The organism is Sulfitobacter sp. 1A15299 (genome assembly GCF_043556915.1).
GTDB lineage: Bacteria > Pseudomonadota > Alphaproteobacteria > Rhodobacterales > Rhodobacteraceae > Sulfitobacter.
Window position 1 is genome coordinate 35,337 of sequence record NZ_JBIFFJ010000010.1, and the last position, 20,056, is coordinate 55,392.

The window sequence follows — 20,056 nt, forward strand, 5'->3', positions numbered from 1 at the left end:
TTTTTCACTTTGGTTCTCCTCCTCAAAACTGCACTTGATCTACATTCTAACATTTGTTAGATTTTTGGAAAGAAGATTTTCGCTCATGGGGAGGAGCACCGATGCAATTCCAGCCTACAGACGATCAGAAGGCGTTTCGCGAGACCGCAAAGCGCTTCGCAACTGAAAGGCTTGCGCCCACATATCAAGAACGCGCCAGCGGCCATACATTCGACCGTGCGCTGATCAAGGAGATGGGCGCACTGGGGCTGATCGGGGCCGATCTGCCCGAGGAATTCGGGGGTCTCGGCGAAAGCTCTGTCACGTCAGGGCTGATCGTCGAAGAGATCGCCTATGCCGATTTCAACGCAAGTTACGTGCAGCTTCTGGGCTCTCTCATGGGCGGAATGGTTGCCAAACATGCCTCCAAGGACATCGCGTCGGAATGGGTGCCCAAGGTTGTTTCGGGTGATGCGGTCATTGGCCTGGGCCTGACAGAGCCGCGCGGCGGTTCGGATGCGGCGAACCTGATTCTGAGGGCCGAGAAATCCGGCAACGGCTGGCGGCTGAACGGTGAAAAGACATCCATGAGTTTTGCCAGTCAGGCGGATGCGGCGGTCGTCTTTGCCCGTACCGGCGATCCTGATGGCGGCTCACGCGGGGTCAGCGCCTTTTTCGTCGATCTGAACCAGGAAGGCATCAAGCGCACCCATTTTGACGACATCGGCACCAAGCCTGTCGGGCGCGGCTCGGTTTTCTTTGACGATGTTTTCGTGCCGGCTGAAAACATGATGGCGGAACAGGACCATGCCTTTGGCACGATCATGGCGGGCTTCGACTATTCCCGCGCACTGATCGGGCTGGAGTGCCTGGGGGCCGCGCAAGCGTCGGTGGATGAAACCTGGGCCTACGTTCAGGAGCGCGAGGCATTCGGAGCCCCGATCGTGCAGTATCAGGGTGTCAGCTTTCCCTTGGCCGAGGCCGAGACCCAACTGACCATGATGCGCCAGCTTTGCTATTACACGTTGGACCTGCGCGACCGTGGCCTGCCCCACACCTCTCAGGCCGCCATGTGCAAATGGTACCTGCCCAAAACCGCCTGCGAGATCCTGCACCAGTGCCTGATCCTGCACGGACATTACGGCTACACCACCGACCTGCCCCACCACCAGCGCTACAACGATGTGCTCGGCTTGCAGATCGGTGACGGCACCGCGCAGATCCAGAAGCTGGTGATCGCCCGCGAGAAGGTCGGTCGCATGGCGCTGCAGTATGACAAGAAGGCGAAGGGAGCCTCGAAATGAGCGACCCCATCCTCGTCACTTCCGAGGGCAACACCGGCATCATCGAACTGGCCCGCCCCGAGAAATTCAATTGCCTGTCACTTGAGGTGCATGAGCGTATTTCTGTCGCGCGTGCGGAATTCGAGGCGAACCCCGCTATTCGGGCGATCCTCATCCGGGCGCAGGGCAAGCACTTTTGCACCGGTGCCGATCTGGTGGAAGTGAAAGGTAAATTGAACGATCCCGCCGCGCTGGACCATTTCATCGCCTTTGGCATGAACAACCTGCGTGCGCTCGAAACCTCCTCCCTCCCTGTCGTGGTGGCAGTGCAGGGGTTGTGTCTGGCCGGCGGGATCGAACTGATGCTGGCATGCGATGTGTGTTTCGCGGCCGAAAGCGCCCAGTTTGGCGATCAGCACGCGCAATTCGGGCTGATTCCCGGTTGGGGTGGCTCGCAGCGGTTGACACGGTTGATGGGGCAGCGCAGGGCGCTCGACCTGATGTTCTCGGCCCGCTGGCTCAAGTCGGACGAGGCCAAAGAGGCCGGATTGGTCAACTACATCGTGCCGGATGCGGACCTGCACAAGTCTGCGCTGGAATACTGCGAGAAAATCGCCACCCGTTCACGTCCCGGCATCGCCGAGATGAAGCGGTTGGCGCGCGAAGGCGCGGACCTTGGTATCGACCAGCAGATGCGGCTTGAGCGCGATGCCGCCGTGCGCGCACTGCCCAGCGATGACGTGGCCGAGGGCCTCGATGCATTCGAGAACCGGCGCGCCCCCGAATTCAAGGCTTGAGGACGAAGCATGGATTTCATTTTGAACGACGAACAACGCCAGATTTACGACTATGGCGGCCAGCTGGCGCAGAAGTTCGACAACGATTACTGGCTGAGACACGCACGCAAGCACGAGTTTCCGCACGAAATGTTCCGCCAGATCGCCGATGACGGCTTCCTCGGCATCATGGTGCCCGAGGAATATGGCGGCGCGGGCCTTGGTATGACCGAAATGGCCCTGTTCATGGAGGGCACCGCCAATCACGGCATTCCTCTTTTGATGATGGTGGTCGGGCCGACCATGTCGCTGGCCCATATCGCCAGCCACGGGAGCGAGTTCCACAAGAAAGAACTGCTGCCGGCTGCCTGCCGCGGTGATATCCAGTTCTGTTTCGCGATCACCGAACCGGGGGCCGGGTCTAACACGATGAAGGCCACTACGCTGGCCAAGCGTCGAGGCAACCGGTTCAGCCTGTCGGGCGAAAAGACCTTCATCACCGGGGCCGAAGTGGCCGACTACTGCCTCGTGGTGGCGCGGACCAAACCGCATACCGAGGTCAGCCGCAAGACCGACGGCTTTACCCTGTTCGCCGTGGATCTGAAGAAAAAAGGCGTCGACAAGCAGCGGGTGAAGATCTCGATCCCCCTGCCCGAGGAGCAGTGGACACTGTTCTTCGACGATGTGGATCTCGGCCCCGAGGATGTGGTCGGCGAGGTGGACGAAGGGTTCTCGATCCTGTTCGACAGCCTCAACCCCGAGCGTATCATCCTGGCCGCCTTGTGCTGCGGCATCGGCCGGTTCGCCCTGAACAAGGGCGTGGCCTATGCCTCCGAGCGCAATGTGTTCGGCCAACCCATCGGTGCGCACCAGGGCGTGCAGCATCCGATGGCCAAGGCGCACACAGCGGTCGAGATGGCCAGTCTGATGACCCGGCGCGCGGCATGGGAGTTCGACAACAAGCTGCCTGCCGGTGCGTCGTCGAACATGGCGAAATATGCCGCCGCCGAAGCCGGGATCGAAGCGGTCGACGCGGCGCTTCAGGCGCATGGTGGATCGGGCTTTACCGAAGATACGGGACTTTACGAAATGTACCCGCTGGTCCGCCTGCTGCGCACAGCGCCGGTGAACCGCGAACTGTGCCTGAGCTTTATCGGCGAAAAGGTCATGGGCCTGCCACGATCCTATTGATCGCCACGGCTTGGAACGGAGAACGACATGCAATTTGGAATGCGCTTCCGGCGGGAGGATGCCGCCGACAAGGTAAATGATCGCTTCTGGCACGCGATCGAGGGCACGCCGCTCGACGAGGTGCGCCGTATTCAGGAAGAGCGGCTGCGTGACCAGATGGCCTATCTCAAGTCGAATTCGACCTTCTATCAGGAAAAGTTCGCCGACGCCGGTGTCGATTTCGACGAGATTCGCAGCATCGAAGACCTGCAGAAGCTGCCTTACACCTACAAGACCGAGATCCGCGAAAGCCTTGCTGCGGAACCGCCCTTCGGCAAGCACCGCGCGGCACCAATGTCGGACATCATCCAGATGCAGGCCTCGTCGGGCACCACCGGCAGCCCCTCGTATGTGGCCCTGACCGAATCCGACGCCGAAATGTGGCACGAGATGACGGCGCGCTGCTTCTTCGCCAACGGGGTGCGACCGGGCGATATGGTGTTGCACGCGTTTTCGCTGGCCAAGGGCTTTGTCGGCGGCATCCCGGTGATGCAGGGATTGCAGTACATGGGCACGATCGATGTGCCGGTGGGGGCGGATGGCGGTGCAGAACGTCTGCTGCGCGCCTGCGCAGACACGCGGCCGCGTTGCGTGGTCGGCGCTCCGAACTTTGTTCTGCACCTGGCCGAAAAGGCTCCCGAGGTGCTGGGATGCAAGGCCAGCGAACTGGGTATCGAGCGCGTGATCGTCGGCGGCGAACCCGGCGGCGGCATTCCCGCAATTCGGGCAAAGATCGAAAAGGCCTGGGGTGCGAAATGCACCGAGATGCTGGGCGGCACCGATCTGGGCGTGACATACTGGGCCGAGTGCGACGCCCAGTCGGGTATGCACATGGTCAACATGGACTATATCATCACCGAATTGCTCGACCCCGAAAGCGGCGAAATCATCCCCTGGGAAAAAGGTGCCGAGGGCGAGATGGTCTATACCGCGCTCGGCCGCCAGGCGAGCCCGCTCGTGCGGTTCCGGTCAGGCGATTATATCGAAGTGATCGATACCGAATGCTCCTGCGGCCGCACCGGGCCGAAGATCCGCTGTACCGGCCGGACCGACGACATGCTGATCGTCCGGGGGGCCAATGTCTTCCCGTCGGCGATCAACAGCGTCATTACCGAAATGGTGCCGGACACCAATGGCGTCATGCGCATCGTGGCCGATTTCGAGGGCCACACCACGCAGGGCGCGCTGACGGTGATTGTCGAACGCGGCCCCAATCGCGATCCGGCCGATGACGTCACCCTCAAAAAGAAAATCGAGCAGCGCCTGCGCGAATCCTTGGTCTTCAAGGCCGACGTTCACCTGGTTGCGGCCGACACTTTCGAAAAACCTGGCGCCGCCAAGGTCGCCTTCGTTCTCAGGAAATATCCAGACCTGCCATGACTAGAATGAAATCCCTTCTCGACACCGCGTCGGACGACTTCCGCGCCAACGACGTGTCTTACCGCGAAAAGGTCGATGAACTACATGCCCTCCGGCTCTTACAGCGCGTCGGCGGCCCCGAAATGGCGCGCAAACGTCATGTGGACAAAGGCAAAATCCTGCCGCGCGAACGGATCGAACGACTGATCGACCCGGGCACACCATTTCTGGAACTCGGCGAGTTGGCCGGACTGAATATGCACAAGGGAGTTCCACCCGGCGCCGGCATCATCACCGGTATTGGCGTGATCGAAGGCCGTCAGTGCATGATCATCGCCAATGATGCCACCGTAAAGGGCGGCACCTATTTCGGGATCACCTGCCGCAAACACGTCCGGGCACAGAAAATTGCCTGGAAAAACCGCCTGCCCGTCATCACCCTCGTGGACTCCGGCGGTGCCTTCCTGCCCGACCAGGCCAACCTTTTCCCCGACGAAGGCCAGTTCGGCTCCATCTTTCACCAACAGATCGGCATGTCTGGCGATGGTGTGCCGCAAATCGCCGTGGTCATGGGGCCCTGCACCGCGGGTGGTGCCTATATCCCCGCGCTCTGTGACGAAGTGGTGATCGTGCGCGGTCAGGGCTTTATGTATCTAGGCGGACCGGAATTGACCTTTGCCGCAACCGGCGAAAAGGTCGAAGCCGAAGAACTGGGTGGCGGCAAGATGCATTCGTCCGTCTCCGGTGTGACAGACCATTTGGCCGAAGATGACGCCCACGCTCTGGCCATCACGCGCGAAATTGTCAGCCATCTTGGCGAAAAACCCCAACCCCGCAAGACGCCCGAAACGCCCCGTGCGCCCGCCTACCCGGTCGAAGAGATTTATGGACTCATCAGCCGCGACCCCAAGGTGCCGACCGACAACCGCGAAATCGTGGCTCGGTTGGTCGATGAGAGCGATTTTCACGAATTCAAACCGCTTTATGGCGACACGATCATGACCGGCTGGGGCCGCATCCACGGCCACGAGGTCGGTATTCTCGCAAATACAGGCGTGCTTTTCGTCGAAGCCGCACTGAAGGCCACGCATTTCATCAATCTCTGCGTCCAGCGTGATATTCCGCTGCTGTTCCTGGCCGATGTGAACGGCTTCATGGTGGGCCGCGAGGTCGAGCAGATGGGCATTGCCAAGGCTGGCGCCAAGATGATCACGGCCATGTCTTCGGCCCGGGTGCCGAAATTCACCATTATCACCGGCGGCTCCTATGGGGCGGGATACCTGGCCATGCTGGGCCGCCCGTTCCAGCCGGACGCAATGTTTGCCTGGCCGACGGGACGGTCGGCGATCATGGGGCCGGAACAGGCCGCCAGCGTGCTGGCTCAGGTCCGCGCGCAGATCAACGAACGCGAAGGCAAAAGCTGGACCCCCGAGGAGGAGGAAGCCTTCAAGGCACCGATCCGCAAGGAATACGAAGATTTTCAGGGAGCCTATAATTTTGCTTCCAACCTTTGGATCGACAGCGTGATCGAGCCCTGTGAGACCCGTGATGTCATGGCGCTGATGCTGGATGTGACATCGCGCAGACCCAAGGTCGATACCAAATTCGGCGTGTTCAGGATGTGAGGAGCGAACCGTGAAAATCAAGACGCTTCTGATCGCCAACCGCGGCGAAATTGCCTGCCGGATCGCGCGCACTGCGCGGGCCAGCGGTATCATTCCCGTCGGCGTGCATTCGCAGGCCGACGCCAATGCCCTGCATGTCCGCGAGATTGGCAAATCTGTCTGTATCGGCGCCGGACCTGCATCCGAGAGCTATCTGAAAATCGACGCGGTGATTGCCGCTGCGCAATCAGTGGGCGCGGATGCGATCCATCCCGGTTATGGCTTTCTGGCCGAAAACCCCGATTTTGCTCGTTCGGTCGAAGCCGCCGGCATGATCTTCATGGGGCCGACGCCTGAAACGCTTGAACGTTTCGGCGACAAGGCCAGCGCCAAAGAGGCCGCCGTGGCGGCCAGCGTCCCGGTGATTTCGGGCGCCGAAGGTGCGCGGTCCGATCCCGAGCAGATTGCCGAGGAGGTGCGCCAAATGGGCCTGCCGGTGCTGCTCAAGGCGGTCGGCGGCGGTGGTGGGCGCGGACAACGGCTCGTCACTGACGAAACCACGCTGGTCGAGGACATCGAAGGCGCGCTGCGCGAAGCAAAATCCACCTTCGGCTCCGAAGGGCTGCTGTTGGAGCGTTTCCTGCCCGAGGCGCGCCATGTTGAAGTGCAGATCGCAGGTGACGGCAAAGGCCATGTGGTGCATCTGTTCGAACGCGATTGCACGCTTCAGCGCCGCCACCAGAAGGTCATCGAGGAAGCCCCGGCCTGGGGTCTGCCCCGAACGCTTCTGGACGACATCGCACGCGACGCGGTGCGCTTGGGCGAAACGCTGGACTATCGCGGGCTGGGCACGGTCGAATTTCTGGTCGCGGGTGGCGAGTATTTCTTCCTTGAGGTGAACCCGCGCATTCAGGTGGAACATCCCGTCACCGAAGCGATCACCGGGCTGGACCTTGTCGCGCTTCACCTGCGGATTGCCGAAGGCGCGGGCCTTGGACTGGTGCAGGACGATCTGACGATCAACGGCCACGCGGTCGAGGCGCGGCTTTACGCCGAAGATCCGGCGATGCAATTCGCCCCGTCGACGGGCACGCTCTCCACGCTCAGCCTGCCATCGGGCCTGCGCATCGACAGCGGCGTCGAAGAAGGCGATGCCGTCACGCCCTACTACGACCCGATGATCGCCAAGCTGATCGTGCACGCGCCCGACCGGGAAACCGCATTGGCACGTCTGGCCACGGCGCTTGATCATGTCGCGGTCGAAGGTGTCGAGACCAATCGCGCCTTTCTAACGGCGCTGGCGCGAAACCATGAATTCGAACGGATGCAGGTGCATACCCGCTGGATCGACGGCAGGCTGGATGAGCTGACACAGGCACCCGGCCTGACCCGCCCCGATCTGTGGAAGGCGACCGCTGCCATTCTCTTCGTGACCCAGTCGCGCAGCGACACAAACGCCAATCCCTGGACCAACCGTGATGCCTTTACCGGCTGGCGGCTTGGACTGGGCGGCGATGCGATTGAAGCGGGGCAGCGCGTGACGCTTACCGATTCTGACGAGGTATCCGAAGAACTGCGCGTCAGTCCTGTCAAACCGGGTGCCAAGTACACCATCCATTCGGAGAAAGGCGAGGCGCTGATACTGTCGGCACGTGAACTGACCCCGGGCCGTTGGCGTGTCGGCGAAGGCGACACCGTCCATCTGATCGACGCGCGCCTGCACGCGGGCGTGATCGAACTGGATACGCCCGAAGGCCGCCTGGTATTTCGGCCCGCCGCGCCCCTTGCCTTTGCCGGCGACAATGCCGCGGCGGATCGCGCCGTGACCTCTCCGCTGACCGGCATGATTGTCGAAATCAAGGTCTCCGATGGTCAGAGCGTGGCCGAAGGCGACGTGGTCGCGGTCATGGAATCCATGAAACTCGAAATCTCGATCCGGGCGGCCGCGGCCGGGATCGCCAGCAATATATCCGTCTCGAATGGGGACATGGTCGATCGCGGCCAGGTCATCGCCGAGATCCTGCCATCCGAGGAGTGATGAAATGAGCGACTTTCCCAAATTCGTAGAATTTCGTGAAGAAGGCCCGCGTGAGGGTTTTCAGATCGAAAAGAAGATTTACCCGATCGAAGAGCGGATCGAACTGATCGACATGCTCAGCGAAACCGGCTTGAAACGCATTCAGGTCGGCAGCTTTGTCAGCCCGAAATACGTTCCTCAGATGGCGGACACCGGCGAGTTGTTCCAGCGTATCAAGCGCAAACCGGGCGTGAACTACACATCGCTGTGGCTGAACGACAAAGGGTTTCGCAAGGCCCTGACCGCGCATGAGGTCGATATCGACCCGCGTCTGCTGTTCTATCCTTCCGAAGCATTCGCCCAATCGAACAACAATTGTTCCTCGGCCGAGATGCGGGAAAAACAACGTGACTGGGTCCGTCTTTACAAGGAAGAGGGATATACCGTCGACGCGGCCTATGTGATGACCGCCTTCGGCTGCAACCTCGAGGGCCCCATCCCCCAAGAACGCATCTTGGACGATTTCCGCTTTATCCTTCAGCTATGCGAAGAAGAGAACATCCCCGTGCCGATCCTCGTGGTCGCCGACACCATGGGTTGGGGAAACCCCGAGGCGGTCAAACGGATGATCGGCGCCCTGCGCGAATTGGCGCCCGAGGCGCGCATCGGTATGCACATCCATGACACACGTGGGCTGGGGATCGCCAACGTTTATGCGGCCCTGTCGATGGGCGTGGACATGTTCGAAAGCTCCGTCGCCGGTCTTGGCGGCTGTCCTTTCGCGGGCCACGGCCACGCGCGCGCCGCAGGAAATGTCTGCACCGAGGATTCAGTGTTCCTGTGTCACGAGCTCGGCATCGAAACCGGCATTGATCTGGACAAGCTGATCGCAGCGGCGGTCAAAGCAGAAGAGATCATCGGTGTGCCGCTCATGGGCCGGGTCATGCACACCGGCGGGTTGGACAAATACCGCAAGTCACGCTGAGGGAGCAAGAAGATGACAAAAGCACTTGACGGAAAGGTCGTTCTGGTCACCGGGGCCGGCGGTGGGATCGGGCGTGATATCGCCTTGATGGCAGCCGCAGAAGGCGCCGCCGTGGTGGTCAATGATCTGGGCGCATCCCTGAAAGGCACCGGTCAGACAGAAACTGCGGCGCAGAAAGTCGTCGAAGAGATCAAGGCGGCGGGCGGCGATGCGATCGCCGATGGCGGCAACGTCACCGATCCGGACGCCGCGCGCGCGATGATCGAGGCGGGTGTCAAGGAATTCGGCCGCATCGACGCGGTGGTGAACAACGCCGGCATCCTGCGCGACGGGTTCTTCCACAAAATGACCTACGAGGATTTCGACGCGGTGGTGAAGGTCCATCTCTATGGCGCCTTCAACACCAGCCGCGCGGCGGCCGATTATTTCCGCGAGCAAGAGGGCGGTGCTCTGGTGCACATGACCTCGACCTCGGGGCTGATCGGCAATCTGGCGCAGGCGAATTATTCGGCGGCAAAGCTGGGCATCGCGGCCTTCTCGAAATCGGTAGCGCTCGACCTGAAACGCTGGAACGTGCGGTCAAACTGCATCGCGCCCTTCGCCTGGAGCCGGATGATCTCGTCTATCAAGACAGACACCCCGGAACAGGTGGCACGGGTCGAAAAGATCAAGGAGATGACACCGGCCAAGGTTGCACCGATGGCCTGTTTCCTGATGAGCGACCGCGCGGCTGACGTGTCAGGACAAATCTTTGCGGTTCGCAAGAACGAGATCTTCCTGTTCAACCAGCCCCGCCCGGTGCGGTCGGTTCATTCCGATGATGGCTGGACCGCCGATGAAATCGCCGAGCGCGCCATTCCCGCGCTCAAATCACAGTTCACGCCGCTCGAAGTTTCGGCGGATGTCTTTTCGTGGGATCCGGTTTGATGGGAAAACGCAAAGAAAAAATCAGCTCCGACATTGCCTGGAGCACCTCTGACAAGATCAGCGTGCGTGGGCTCGATCTGCCCAACGAGATCCTGGGCCACATGAACCTCGGCGATCTGGCGTTTCTGCAGTTGACGGGTCGCAAGGCCACGCCCGAGGAAAGCCGCGTCTTTAACGCTATCGTCATTACCTTGGTCGAACATGGTATCACGCCCTCGGCCCTGGCGGCGCGGATGACCTATATGGGGGCGCCGGAATCGCTTCAGGCGGCTGTGGCGGCTGGCTTGTGCGGGCTGGGCACCGTCTTTGTCGGTTCTATGGAGGGTGCCTCGAAGATGCTTTACGAGGCACTGCCACAGGACAAGTTGGGCACCGGTGTCGATCTGGATGCGCTGGCCGTCGAGACGGTGGAAAAATTCCGCGCCCGCAAGATGATCGTGCCGGGGCTGGGCCATCCGGTGCACAAGCCGGTCGATCCGCGCACACCTCGCCTGTTCCAGATCGCTGCCGAGAACGGCAAGTCCGGTGAATACATCGAGTTGATCCAGAAAATTCAGGCCGTTGCCGAAGAAAAATCGGGTAAGATGCTGCCGATCAACGCCACCGGGGCGATCGGAGCGATCTGCTGTGAATTTGGCTTCCCCTGGAAGATCGTGCGGGGCTTTGGCGTCATGGCACGCGCCATCGGTCTGGTCGGTCATATCCTCGAAGAGAGCGAAAACCCGATTTCCTATGAGCTTTGGCAGCGTGCCGAGCAGGAAATTCTTGAAACGTCGGGTCCGGGAGCGAAGTAACCGATGCAGACGTCAGCCCCAGACACTCACACCGATCTGCGCGACGCCTTGCGCGCACTTTGCGCGCAGTTTCCGCCAGAGTATCATCGCAAGTTCGGCGAAGACGAAACCTACCCCGAGGAATTCGTCGATGCGCTGACCCGCGAGGGCTGGCTTGCCGCGATGATCCCAGAGGAATACGGTGGCTCGGGTCTGGGGTTGACCGAAGCCTCGATCATCATGGAGGAGGTGAACCGCTGCGGCGGAAACGCGGGCCATTGCCACGGGCAGATGTATAACATGGGCACGCTGCTGCGGCATGGTTCGGATGAGCAAAAGCAGAAATACCTGCCCGGCATCGCCAGCGGCGCGTTGCGCCTGCAATCCATGGCCGTGACCGAACCGACAACCGGGACCGACACCACCAAACTGAAGACCACCGCGGTCAAGAAAGGTGACCGGTATGAGATCAATGGCCAGAAGGTCTGGATCAGCCGTATCCAGCATTCCGACCTGATGATCCTGCTGGCACGCACCACGCCGCTGAGCGAGGTCAAGAAAAAGTCGCAGGGCCTGTCGATCTTTATGGTCGATCTGAAAGAGGCTATCGGCAACGGGATGGAGGTCCGCCCCATCGCCAATATGCCCGGCCACGAAACCAATGAAGTGTTTTTCGACAACCTGGAAATCCCCGCCGAGAACCTGATCGGCACCGAGGGGCGCGGGTTTTACCATATTCTTGACGGGTTGAACGCCGAACGGACCCTGATTGCGGCGGAATGTATCGGTGATGGATACTGGTTCGTCGACAAAGCCCGCGCCTATGCCGGTGACCGCGTGGTCTTTGACCGTCCCATCGGCCAGAACCAAGGCGTGCAATTCCCTATCGCCAGGTCTTATGTGAACATCGAGGCCGCCAATCTGATGCGCTTTGAAGCCTGCAGGCGGTTCGATGCTGGGCTGGATTGCGGAGCACAGGCGAATATGGCTAAGCTGCTGGCTTCGGAGGCCAGCTGGGAAGCGGCCAATGCCTGCATTCAGACCCATGGCGGCTTCGGTTTCGCACGGGAATACGATGTCGAGCGCAAGTTCCGCGAGGCGCGCCTCTATCAGGTCGCCCCGATCTCGACCAACCTGATCCTGTCATATGTCGGAGAACATATCCTCGGCATGCCAAGATCGTTCTGAAGGCTAGGATTATGGGTGAGATCGACCTTGACGCGCTGGCGCCCTGGCTGGGACGCACCGAGACTAAGGAAGATGTTCTGACGCACGGGCTGATCGACAAATTCCGCGCCACGCTCGGTCCGCATCTTTGGGATGGAGCGGGCGATGTCCCGCTGGGAATTCATTGGTGCCTTGCCCTTGATACCGTGCCAGCGACCGCCCTGTCAGAAGACGGCCATGCCGCGAGGGGTGGATTTCTGCCCCCTGTTCCGCTGCCCGCCCGCATGTGGGCTGGCGGCGATGTTACGCATATCGCGCCGCTGAAAATCGGCGAAACCATCACCCGACGCTCTTCGATCAGGGATATTGTGGCCAAGCAGGGCCGTAGTGGACCATTGGTCTTTGTGACCGTCGAACATGAGTATCTGAGTGGCAACCGGCTTTGTATCCGGGAGCAGCAAACGATCGTTTATCGTGAGATTTCCGCCCCCCGCACGGGCGAGAGCGCACCTGACGCGGGTGACCCCACCACGCTCAGATCGACCCTGACACCGGATCCTGTTCTGCTGTTTAGCTATTCGGCGCTGACGTTCAATGCCCATCGCATTCACTATGACCACATCTACGCCACCGAAACCGAAGCCTATTCCGGGCTTGTTGTCCATGGCCCCTTGCAAGCCACGCTACTTCTGAATCTGGCGGCGGATGCGTTGAAAACATCGCCTCACCGGTTTTCTTTTCGCGGACTCGCGCCACTCACCCTGCCCTGCGAATTGCAACTGCACAATGAAGAGACCGGCACCTCCGGGACAGTCTGGTGTCAGGATCAAAACGGTCTTCGAAGCTTTTCCGCAGAGTACGCGGCTGTCTGATCGTTTTTCTTCGGTAGCGAATTCAATTGTTGACCAAATTTTCTAACATCTGTTAGGAATGGCGGAGAAACTTGGTAAATAAACCAGGCAAACCTCTGAATTTAGAGGTGGGAGGAGGAACAATGCGAGGAAAACTCGTAACCAACGAAAAACCGTGCGGTCAGGCTATGCGCGCCTCCATGAGGTGTGGGGCAAAAGCACGGGCCGCAACATGACCACGAATAACGGGCACGTATCCTCACCGCTTGCGGTGCGTGGTGCAACTTTGAAATTTGGCGGTGTGACCGCGCTCGACGATGTGAGCATTTCTGTGGCCGACGATGAATTGCTTGCAATTATCGGACCGAACGGAGCCGGAAAAACATCACTTCTGAACGTGACTGCGGGCTTCTACCGTCCGCAGAAGGGCCGTGTCGAATTGTCCGGGCAGGACGTGACCGGCCTGCGTGTTGACCAGATCGCCCGGCGCGGTCTGGCGCGGACGTTTCAGGGCACCCATCTTTTTGCCGGGCAGACGGTGGTGGAAAACATTATGATCGGCCGCCACATGCTGATGAAATCGAATGTAGTCCAGGCCTTTTTCCAGTTCGGTCCCGTGATGCGCGAGGAATCGGAACATCGTGAAGCCGCAGAGGAGATCATCGATTTTCTCGAGATCGAGGCAATCCGCAACCGGCCCGTGGGCACGTTGGGGTATGGGTTGCGCAAGCGTGTCGATCTGGGCCGTGCATTGGCGCAGGAACCGTCGATCCTGCTGATGGATGAACCGATGGCCGGCATGAACTCGGAGGAAAAAGAAGACCTGGCGCGCTTCATTCTCGATGTGCGCGAGGCGCGCAAGATTCCGGTAGTTCTGGTGGAGCACGACATGGGCGTCGTGATGGACCTTGCCGACCGGATCGTGGTGCTGGATTTCGGGCGGGTCATCGCCGAAGGCACCCCGGAAGAAATCCAGAAGGACCCGGCTGTCATAAAGGCATATCTGGGGTAGCGGCATGGTCAAACAACGGACAGCAATGGTCTTTTCGGACCCAGCAGTGACACATAGCGAAACCCTGCCGCAGGTTTTGCTCGCGCGAGCGACATCCACACCGACCAACCTCGCCGAACGGCACAAGCGCCTGGGCATCTGGCGTGAATTCACCTGGGCCGATGTTCTTGACAGGGTTCGCGCCCTGGCTCTCGGGTTGGAGAACCTGGGCTTGTCGGCTGGCGAATCCGTCATGATGATTGGCGAAAACGAACCCGAACATTTCTGGGCTGAATACGCCGTCCAGTCGTTAGGCGGCAAAGTCCTGTCTGTCTATCCGGATCAAAACGCTGAAGAGATTCTGTATCTGGCCGAAGACTCGCAAACGCGGATTTTTCTGGCGCAGGATCAGGAGCAGGTCGATAAATGCATCGAGATTGCGGGCAAGTACTCGGGCGCCCTGGCGGTCGTTTACTGGGACGATTCCGGTCTGTGGGGCTATGATCATCCCCTGTTGCATTCGTTTGAAAGTGTGAGCGCGGCAGGGCGTCAGATCCACGCCAAGGAACCCGCCAGATTTGAAGAACACGTAAAACGTGGACGGGCGGACGATACCGCCTTGCTGTCCTATACCTCGGGTACCACGGGAAAACCCAAGGGCGTTGTCATCAGCCATCGCTACCTGTTCGACAATTGCTCGCGGGTGATGGGGGCAATCGAAATCGCGCCGGGCACCGAATACCTGACCTACATTTCGCCGGCCTGGGTCACGGAACAGATTTTCGGCCTGTCGATCGGTTTGATCGCGCCCATGGTCGTCAATTTCCCCGAAGGCCCTGAAGACGTACTGACCAACATTCGCGAACTGGCGGTCGACGCACTGGTGTTCAGCCCGCGCCAGTGGGAAAATCTCGCCTCCATCGTTCAGGCCCGGATGCTGGGGGCGGGCAAAATCCGCAATGCGATGTACAACTGGGGCATGAAGGTCGGCCACGACGTTTATGTGGAACGGCTGGAGGGGCGTAGCCCCAGCCTTGCCGCACGCCTGCAGCTTCCCTTTGCCGAAGCTCTGGTGCTGCATCACCTGCGCGACAATCTTGGCCTTGGTAAGGCCAAAAACGCAATGAGCGGCGGCGCCCTGATGGCACCTGACGTCTTTCGTATGTTCCACGCGATGGGGGTTAAGCTGCGCAACGTGTATGGCGCGACCGAAATCGGCCTTCTGACCGCGCATGTCGGCGAAAGCTATCAGCTGGAAACCAGCGGCAGCTGGATGCAAAGCAACACGAACTACGGCGAACCGCTGGAATACAGGGTCTCGGACGAAGGGGAGCTTCAGGTGCGTGGCGGATCGGGCTTCGGTGGCTATCACGGCAAGCCCGAAAAGACCGCAGAGGAATTGACCGAAGACGGTTGGTACAAGACCGGTGACGCGGTGTCGATGACCGACGACGGCGAGCTTTTGTTCTTTGACCGTGTCAAGGATATGCGCCGCCTGGCAAATGGGCACAGCTATCCGCCGCAATTCATCGAAACGCGGTTGCGGTATAGCCCCTTCATCAAGGATCTCATGACCTTGGGCGACGAAACCCGGAGCTTCGTCAGCGCGCTTATCAATATCGATATGGAAGTTCTCGGGCGTTGGGCGGAAGAGAACAAGATCAGCTTTTCGACCTACACCGATCTCTCGCAGAAACCCGAAGTTCTGGACCTTATCAAAGGCGAAGTGGCGCGCATCAATGCGCTCCTGCCCGAAGGCTCGCGCGTGGCACGTTTTGCGAATTTTCCCAAGGAACTCGACCCGGATGAAGGCGAGTTGACCCGCAGCCGAAAGCTTCGCCGGGCCTTTCTGGAGGAACGGTATGCCAAGCTCGTCGAGGCGATCTATGCTGGCGATGACGAGACAGATCTCGAAATCGCTGTGACCTATCAGGACGGCCGTCAAGGCGTTCTCAAGACCACGGTTCGCGTGTCGGATGTTGAAAACGCATCGAAGGCTGCCAAGCGGCAGTCCAAATCTTAAAGGAGGTCGGCGACAATGGTCTATTTCATCAATGACATCATTACCGGGGCTTTGATCGGCCTTCTGTATTCGCTGGTGGCCATGGGCTTTGTTGTGATTTACCGCGCCAGCAAGGTGTTCAACTTCGCGCAGGGCGAGCTTGTGATCATCGGCGGGTTCATCGTCTGGTTCACAACGATGCAAGCGGGGCTTAGCCTTTGGTTGTCGATACCCCTTTCGCTGGTTCTGGCCGGGCTGGTCGGGTACGCAATCGAACGGATTTTCCTGACAAAGCTGATCGGTGAATCGGTTTTCTCGATGGTCATGGTCACCGTCGGCCTTTTGATCCTGCTGCGCGGTTTGGTGCTGCTTGTGTTCGGTCCCGCGGTAAGACCCTTCCCGATCATTTTTCCGCTGAAACCCTTGTTCCTCGGCGATATGTTGATCCCGATGAACCTCCTGATAGGTGGGATCATCACCATTGTCGCGGCCGTCGGCCTGTCGTGGTTCTTCAACCGGACCCGGTCCGGCCTCCGTATGACCGCTGTGGCGGAGGACCACGTCGTAGCTTCCTCGATGGGCATTTCGGTGAAAGGCTCGATTGCCGTTGCCTGGGTTCTCGGGGCAATCCTGTCCACAATTGGTGCGATGATCTTTCTCAGCGGCAAATCGCTGACCTTCCTGGCCTCGGATATCGGGTTCGCGGCCCTGCCGGTGGCGCTCTTTGCCGGGCTGGAATCCATCGGCGGGCTTATCTTGGCAGGAATAATCATCGGCATCGCGCAGAGCTTGACCACCAACTACCTTGATCCGTTGATCGGTGGCTCGCTCGGCAGTGTCGTTCCATATATCATAATGCTTGCCATTCTGCTGATCCGGCCGACCGGCCTGTTCGGCTGGCGCACAATCGAACGGGTGTAATCCATGGATCCTTCTGGCGTATTCCCGACAAGCTATCGCAGTGACAGACGTTTGATCCGAACGCGCTGGCAGTTTCTGGCCCTCGTCGTATTCATGGCTCTACTGCTGTTGGCGCCTTACCTGGTGAGCAGCCGTATCATCGCTATCCTGAATATGATGATGATCAGCGCCGTCATCGCCGTCGGGCTTCAGATCTGCACCGGCTATGCGGGCCAGATCAACCTGGGTCAGGCGGCGTTCATGGGGGTCGGCGCCTATACGGCCTCGATACTGGCCTCGAAGACCGGCCTTACGTTTCTGCTGACCATTCCTCTGGCCGGGCTCTCGGCTGCGCTGTTCGGCTTTCTCTTTGGCTTGACCGCGGCGCGGATCAAGGGGTTCTATCTGGCACTGACCACGATTGCAGCTCAGTTCCTGTTCCACTTTGCCGTATTGAACCTGCCGTCAACCTGGCTGGGTGGGTCGAACGGTATCACCGTGCCCCCGGCCGAGCTTTTCGGGCTGCGATTTGTCAGCGAATCTTCGCAGTTCTATCTGAATTTCGCCGTGACCGCGATCATGGTGGCGGGCGCGTTCGGGATCGTTCGGTCACGCTTCGGCCGTGCCTTCGTGGCGGTCAGGGATGATGACGTGGCCGCGGGTATAATGGGGATCAATGTCGCGGCCACAAAGGCAAATGCCTTCCTGATCGGCGCTTTCTATGCGGGCGTCGGCGGGGCGCTTTGGGCCTATCTGATCCGCTTCGTGGGGGTAGACCAGTTCACCCTGTTTCACTCGATCTTCTTCGTCGCGATGATCATCGTCGGCGGGATGGGTTCAATCGTGGGGGCCCTGATCGGCGTCTTCATTATCCGCATCATCCAGGAAATTATCGCGACGGTCGGCCCCAATATCGCCGACTCGGTATCATTCCTTGGCGGTGACATCGTGTTCGCTGGCATGAATGTCGTTCTTGGCGGCGTGATCGCATTGTTTATGATCCTCGAACCCAAGGGGCTGATGCACCGCTGGAACATCCTGAAGTCGTCATACCGTATCTGGCCGTTTCCTTACTGAGAAATAGAGCGGCTCTAAACCTGGGAGGAAGAATATGACTTACCAATCGAATCGAGGTCTTCGCGGCTTACTGGCAGCGGCTGCCTTGGCGGCCGCGGCGACCATGCCTTTGAAGGCGCAGGCCGAAGAGACCTATAATCTCGCCCTGCTGTCGGACTTTTCCGGCCCTTATGCTGACATCATGCCCATCCTGGCAGGCGGACGCGAAGCTGTGTTCACCTGGTGGAATGAAACCCGCGGCAAGGAACTTGGCGTCACGCTGAACTACAAAAACTACGAAACCCGCTATGACGCGGCACAGGTGGCAAGTCTCTGGCCCGGGATCAAATCGGAACTGGACCCGATTGCGGTTGTCGGCCTCGGCGGGCCTGACGTCGCGGCCCTTTCCGAACGCCTGCCGGAAGACAAAATCCCGATGTTCATGGCCACAGCGGCCTACGGTTTTGCCTGGCAACCGGATGCCTGGATTTTCAACCCACGCCCGACCTATTCGCACGAAAGTGTCGGCTTTCTGAACTGGATGCGTGAACAGCGCGGAGGAGACGAACCGCTCAAGGTTGCGATCCTCGCCTCCGAAGCATCGCCTGCCTATGTCGACATGGCAAAGGGCCTTGAACTCTATGCCGAAGAGCACCCCGAGGAGATCGACCTCGTCGAGGTCATCTATACCGAAGTTCAACCCACCGATCTGACGGGGCAAATGCGCCGCGTTGTACGAGCCGGGGCCGAGGCGCTGGTAATCCAAACTAACACCTCTATCGTGGTTGCCGCGAAACGTGGGCTGCAGGCCAACGGGGCGAACATCCCGATCATGATGAGTTCGCATAACGGGCTTCCAGCCTCGGGTGGCGCGCTTGGCGGGCTTGAGCAAATGGAGGGGGACTTTGAAGCCTACGGCATGGCGATTGCGGCCGATGAGGACACTCCCGCGCGACAATTCTACGAGACATTGGTTGCCGATTACGGACTCGAAGCACCTTGGAACGTCGTGACCGCAATGGGCGTATCTCAGGGTCTCTATACCGTGACCGTGATCGATCACGCGATCGAGGCGAACGGCGCCGAGGGCCTGACCGGAGAGATGGTACGTGAGGCGCTTTTTGCCAAACCGATCACCACCGAAGAAACCCATGGGTTCCTGCCGACCTTGTCCTTTACGCCAGAAGCACCGTTCCCATTGGAAGGCCTCAAAGTGAATGTGGGCACCGTCAAAGATGGGAAAATCACCATCGCGGCAACGGGTGTCGACGTTCCGCAAGTTGAGAAATGGTGAATTAATCCGGGCGCCGCAGTCGCGGCGCCCGTTCTGATCCTTAGCCCCGGGCAATATGACCATGCTGGAACTCAACAACGTAGAGGTGACATATTCCGACGTCATCCTGGCGCTCAAAGGCGTGTCCATGACAGTCCGTGCGGGACAATGTGTTGCTCTGCTCGGTGGCAATGGCGCAGGAAAAAGCACGACGCTTAAAGCCATCTCGGGAACGCTCAAATCCGAGGATGGAACCGTTTCGGCGGGGTCCATCGTTCTGGACGGAACTCCCATTCAGAACATGGAAGCCTCGGAAGTCGTGAAGAACGGTCTCATCCATGTGATGGAAGGGCGGCGCGTTTTGCGGCATCTGACGTCAGAGCAAAACCTGATCGTCGGCGGGCACATGGTGCCCAACTCCGCCGAGCTGAAAAAGCGCCTGGACCATGTTTACACCTTGATGCCCCGGCTTGCGGACCTGCGCAACCGCACCTCTGGCTTCATGTCTGGTGGCGAACAACAACTGCTGCTGATCGGCCGGGCCATGATGGCCAGCCCCAAGATCATCGCGATCGACGAACCGTCGTTGGGATTGGCCCCGATGATGATCCGGGATGTTTATGAAGTGCTCAAGCAGCTCAAGTCAGAAGGCACGACCTTCTTCCTGGTCGAACAAAACAGCGCCGCGGCGCTATCGATCGCCGACTATGCCTATGTGATGGAGAACGGCCGGATCGTGATGGACGGCCCTGCCGACAAGCTTGCTGACAACGAGGACATCAAGGAATTCTATCTCGGCGTCACCGCATCGGGCGAGCGCAAAAGCTATCGAGATATCAAACACTATCGCCGCCGGAAGAGATGGCTGGGATAGAAAGGAACG

General features: G+C 59.7%; 17 protein-coding genes. All 17 read left to right on the forward strand.

Going from position 1 to position 20,056, the window contains the following annotated elements:
• The first annotated feature begins 101 nt into the window (after positions 1–101).
• The 17 genes from ACGYK7_RS11750 to ACGYK7_RS11830 all read left to right on the forward strand — a co-directional run bounded on the left by ACGYK7_RS11750 (position 102) and on the right by ACGYK7_RS11830 (position 20,047).
• Positions 102–1,283, forward strand: a complete 1,182-nt coding sequence (locus ACGYK7_RS11750; RefSeq protein WP_043753664.1) for an acyl-CoA dehydrogenase family protein — start codon at positions 102–104, stop codon at positions 1,281–1,283.
• A complete protein-coding gene (locus ACGYK7_RS11755; protein WP_027264403.1) occupies positions 1,280–2,059 on the forward strand; it encodes an enoyl-CoA hydratase/isomerase family protein in 780 nt (259 codons plus the stop codon). The genes ACGYK7_RS11750 and ACGYK7_RS11755 overlap by 4 nt, the downstream gene beginning before the upstream one ends.
• 9 nt (positions 2,060–2,068) lie before the next feature.
• A complete protein-coding gene (locus ACGYK7_RS11760) occupies positions 2,069–3,229 on the forward strand; it encodes an acyl-CoA dehydrogenase family protein (protein WP_027264402.1) in 1,161 nt (386 codons plus the stop codon).
• A gap of 27 nt (positions 3,230–3,256) precedes the next feature.
• The gene (locus ACGYK7_RS11765) at positions 3,257–4,648 is read left to right on the forward strand and encodes a phenylacetate--CoA ligase family protein (RefSeq protein ID WP_136340197.1); all 1,392 of its coding nucleotides are present in this window, start codon (positions 3,257–3,259) and stop codon (positions 4,646–4,648) included.
• Positions 4,645–6,252 carry an acyl-CoA carboxylase subunit beta gene (locus ACGYK7_RS11770; RefSeq protein WP_152467130.1) on the forward strand — a complete coding sequence of 536 codons (1,608 nt, stop codon included), beginning with the start codon at positions 4,645–4,647 and terminating at the stop codon, positions 6,250–6,252. The genes ACGYK7_RS11765 and ACGYK7_RS11770 overlap by 4 nt, the downstream gene beginning before the upstream one ends.
• Before the next feature lie 10 nt (positions 6,253–6,262).
• On the forward strand, positions 6,263–8,269 hold the full coding sequence (locus ACGYK7_RS11775; protein WP_152467129.1) for a biotin carboxylase N-terminal domain-containing protein: 2,007 nt from the start codon (positions 6,263–6,265) through the stop codon (positions 8,267–8,269).
• A 4-nt stretch (positions 8,270–8,273) separates the two neighbouring features.
• On the forward strand, positions 8,274–9,233 hold the full coding sequence (locus ACGYK7_RS11780) for a hydroxymethylglutaryl-CoA lyase (RefSeq protein WP_152467128.1): 960 nt from the start codon (positions 8,274–8,276) through the stop codon (positions 9,231–9,233).
• Positions 9,234–9,245: 12 nt separating this feature from the next.
• Entirely contained in the window at positions 9,246–10,160 is a 915-nt protein-coding gene (locus ACGYK7_RS11785) for an SDR family NAD(P)-dependent oxidoreductase (protein ID WP_152467127.1), read from the forward strand.
• A complete protein-coding gene (locus ACGYK7_RS11790) occupies positions 10,160–10,954 on the forward strand; it encodes a citryl-CoA lyase (protein ID WP_152467126.1) in 795 nt (264 codons plus the stop codon). Before ACGYK7_RS11785 ends, ACGYK7_RS11790 begins: the two co-directional genes overlap by 1 nt.
• Before the next feature lie 3 nt (positions 10,955–10,957).
• Entirely contained in the window at positions 10,958–12,121 is a 1,164-nt protein-coding gene (locus tag ACGYK7_RS11795; protein ID WP_152467125.1) for an acyl-CoA dehydrogenase family protein, read from the forward strand.
• 11 nt (positions 12,122–12,132) lie between these two features.
• Positions 12,133–12,972, forward strand: a complete 840-nt coding sequence (locus ACGYK7_RS11800) for a MaoC family dehydratase N-terminal domain-containing protein (protein ID WP_152467124.1) — start codon at positions 12,133–12,135, stop codon at positions 12,970–12,972.
• A gap of 211 nt (positions 12,973–13,183) precedes the next feature.
• Positions 13,184–13,963, forward strand: coding sequence for an ABC transporter ATP-binding protein (locus ACGYK7_RS11805; protein ID WP_028288584.1), 780 nt, complete (start codon positions 13,184–13,186; stop codon positions 13,961–13,963).
• A gap of 4 nt (positions 13,964–13,967) precedes the next feature.
• On the forward strand, positions 13,968–15,965 hold the full coding sequence (locus tag ACGYK7_RS11810) for an AMP-binding protein (protein WP_234163364.1): 1,998 nt from the start codon (positions 13,968–13,970) through the stop codon (positions 15,963–15,965).
• Between the two features lie 15 nt (positions 15,966–15,980).
• On the forward strand, positions 15,981–16,865 hold the full coding sequence (locus ACGYK7_RS11815; RefSeq protein WP_028288586.1) for a branched-chain amino acid ABC transporter permease: 885 nt from the start codon (positions 15,981–15,983) through the stop codon (positions 16,863–16,865).
• A gap of 3 nt (positions 16,866–16,868) precedes the next feature.
• A complete protein-coding gene (locus ACGYK7_RS11820) occupies positions 16,869–17,921 on the forward strand; it encodes a branched-chain amino acid ABC transporter permease (RefSeq protein WP_027264390.1) in 1,053 nt (350 codons plus the stop codon).
• A gap of 103 nt (positions 17,922–18,024) precedes the next feature.
• Positions 18,025–19,194: an ABC transporter substrate-binding protein gene (locus tag ACGYK7_RS11825; protein WP_232237124.1), complete on the forward strand. Its 1,170-nt coding sequence runs from the start codon at positions 18,025–18,027 to the stop codon at positions 19,192–19,194.
• A gap of 61 nt (positions 19,195–19,255) precedes the next feature.
• Positions 19,256–20,047: an ABC transporter ATP-binding protein gene (locus ACGYK7_RS11830; RefSeq protein WP_028288589.1), complete on the forward strand. Its 792-nt coding sequence runs from the start codon at positions 19,256–19,258 to the stop codon at positions 20,045–20,047.
• Positions 20,048–20,056 lie beyond the last annotated feature (9 nt).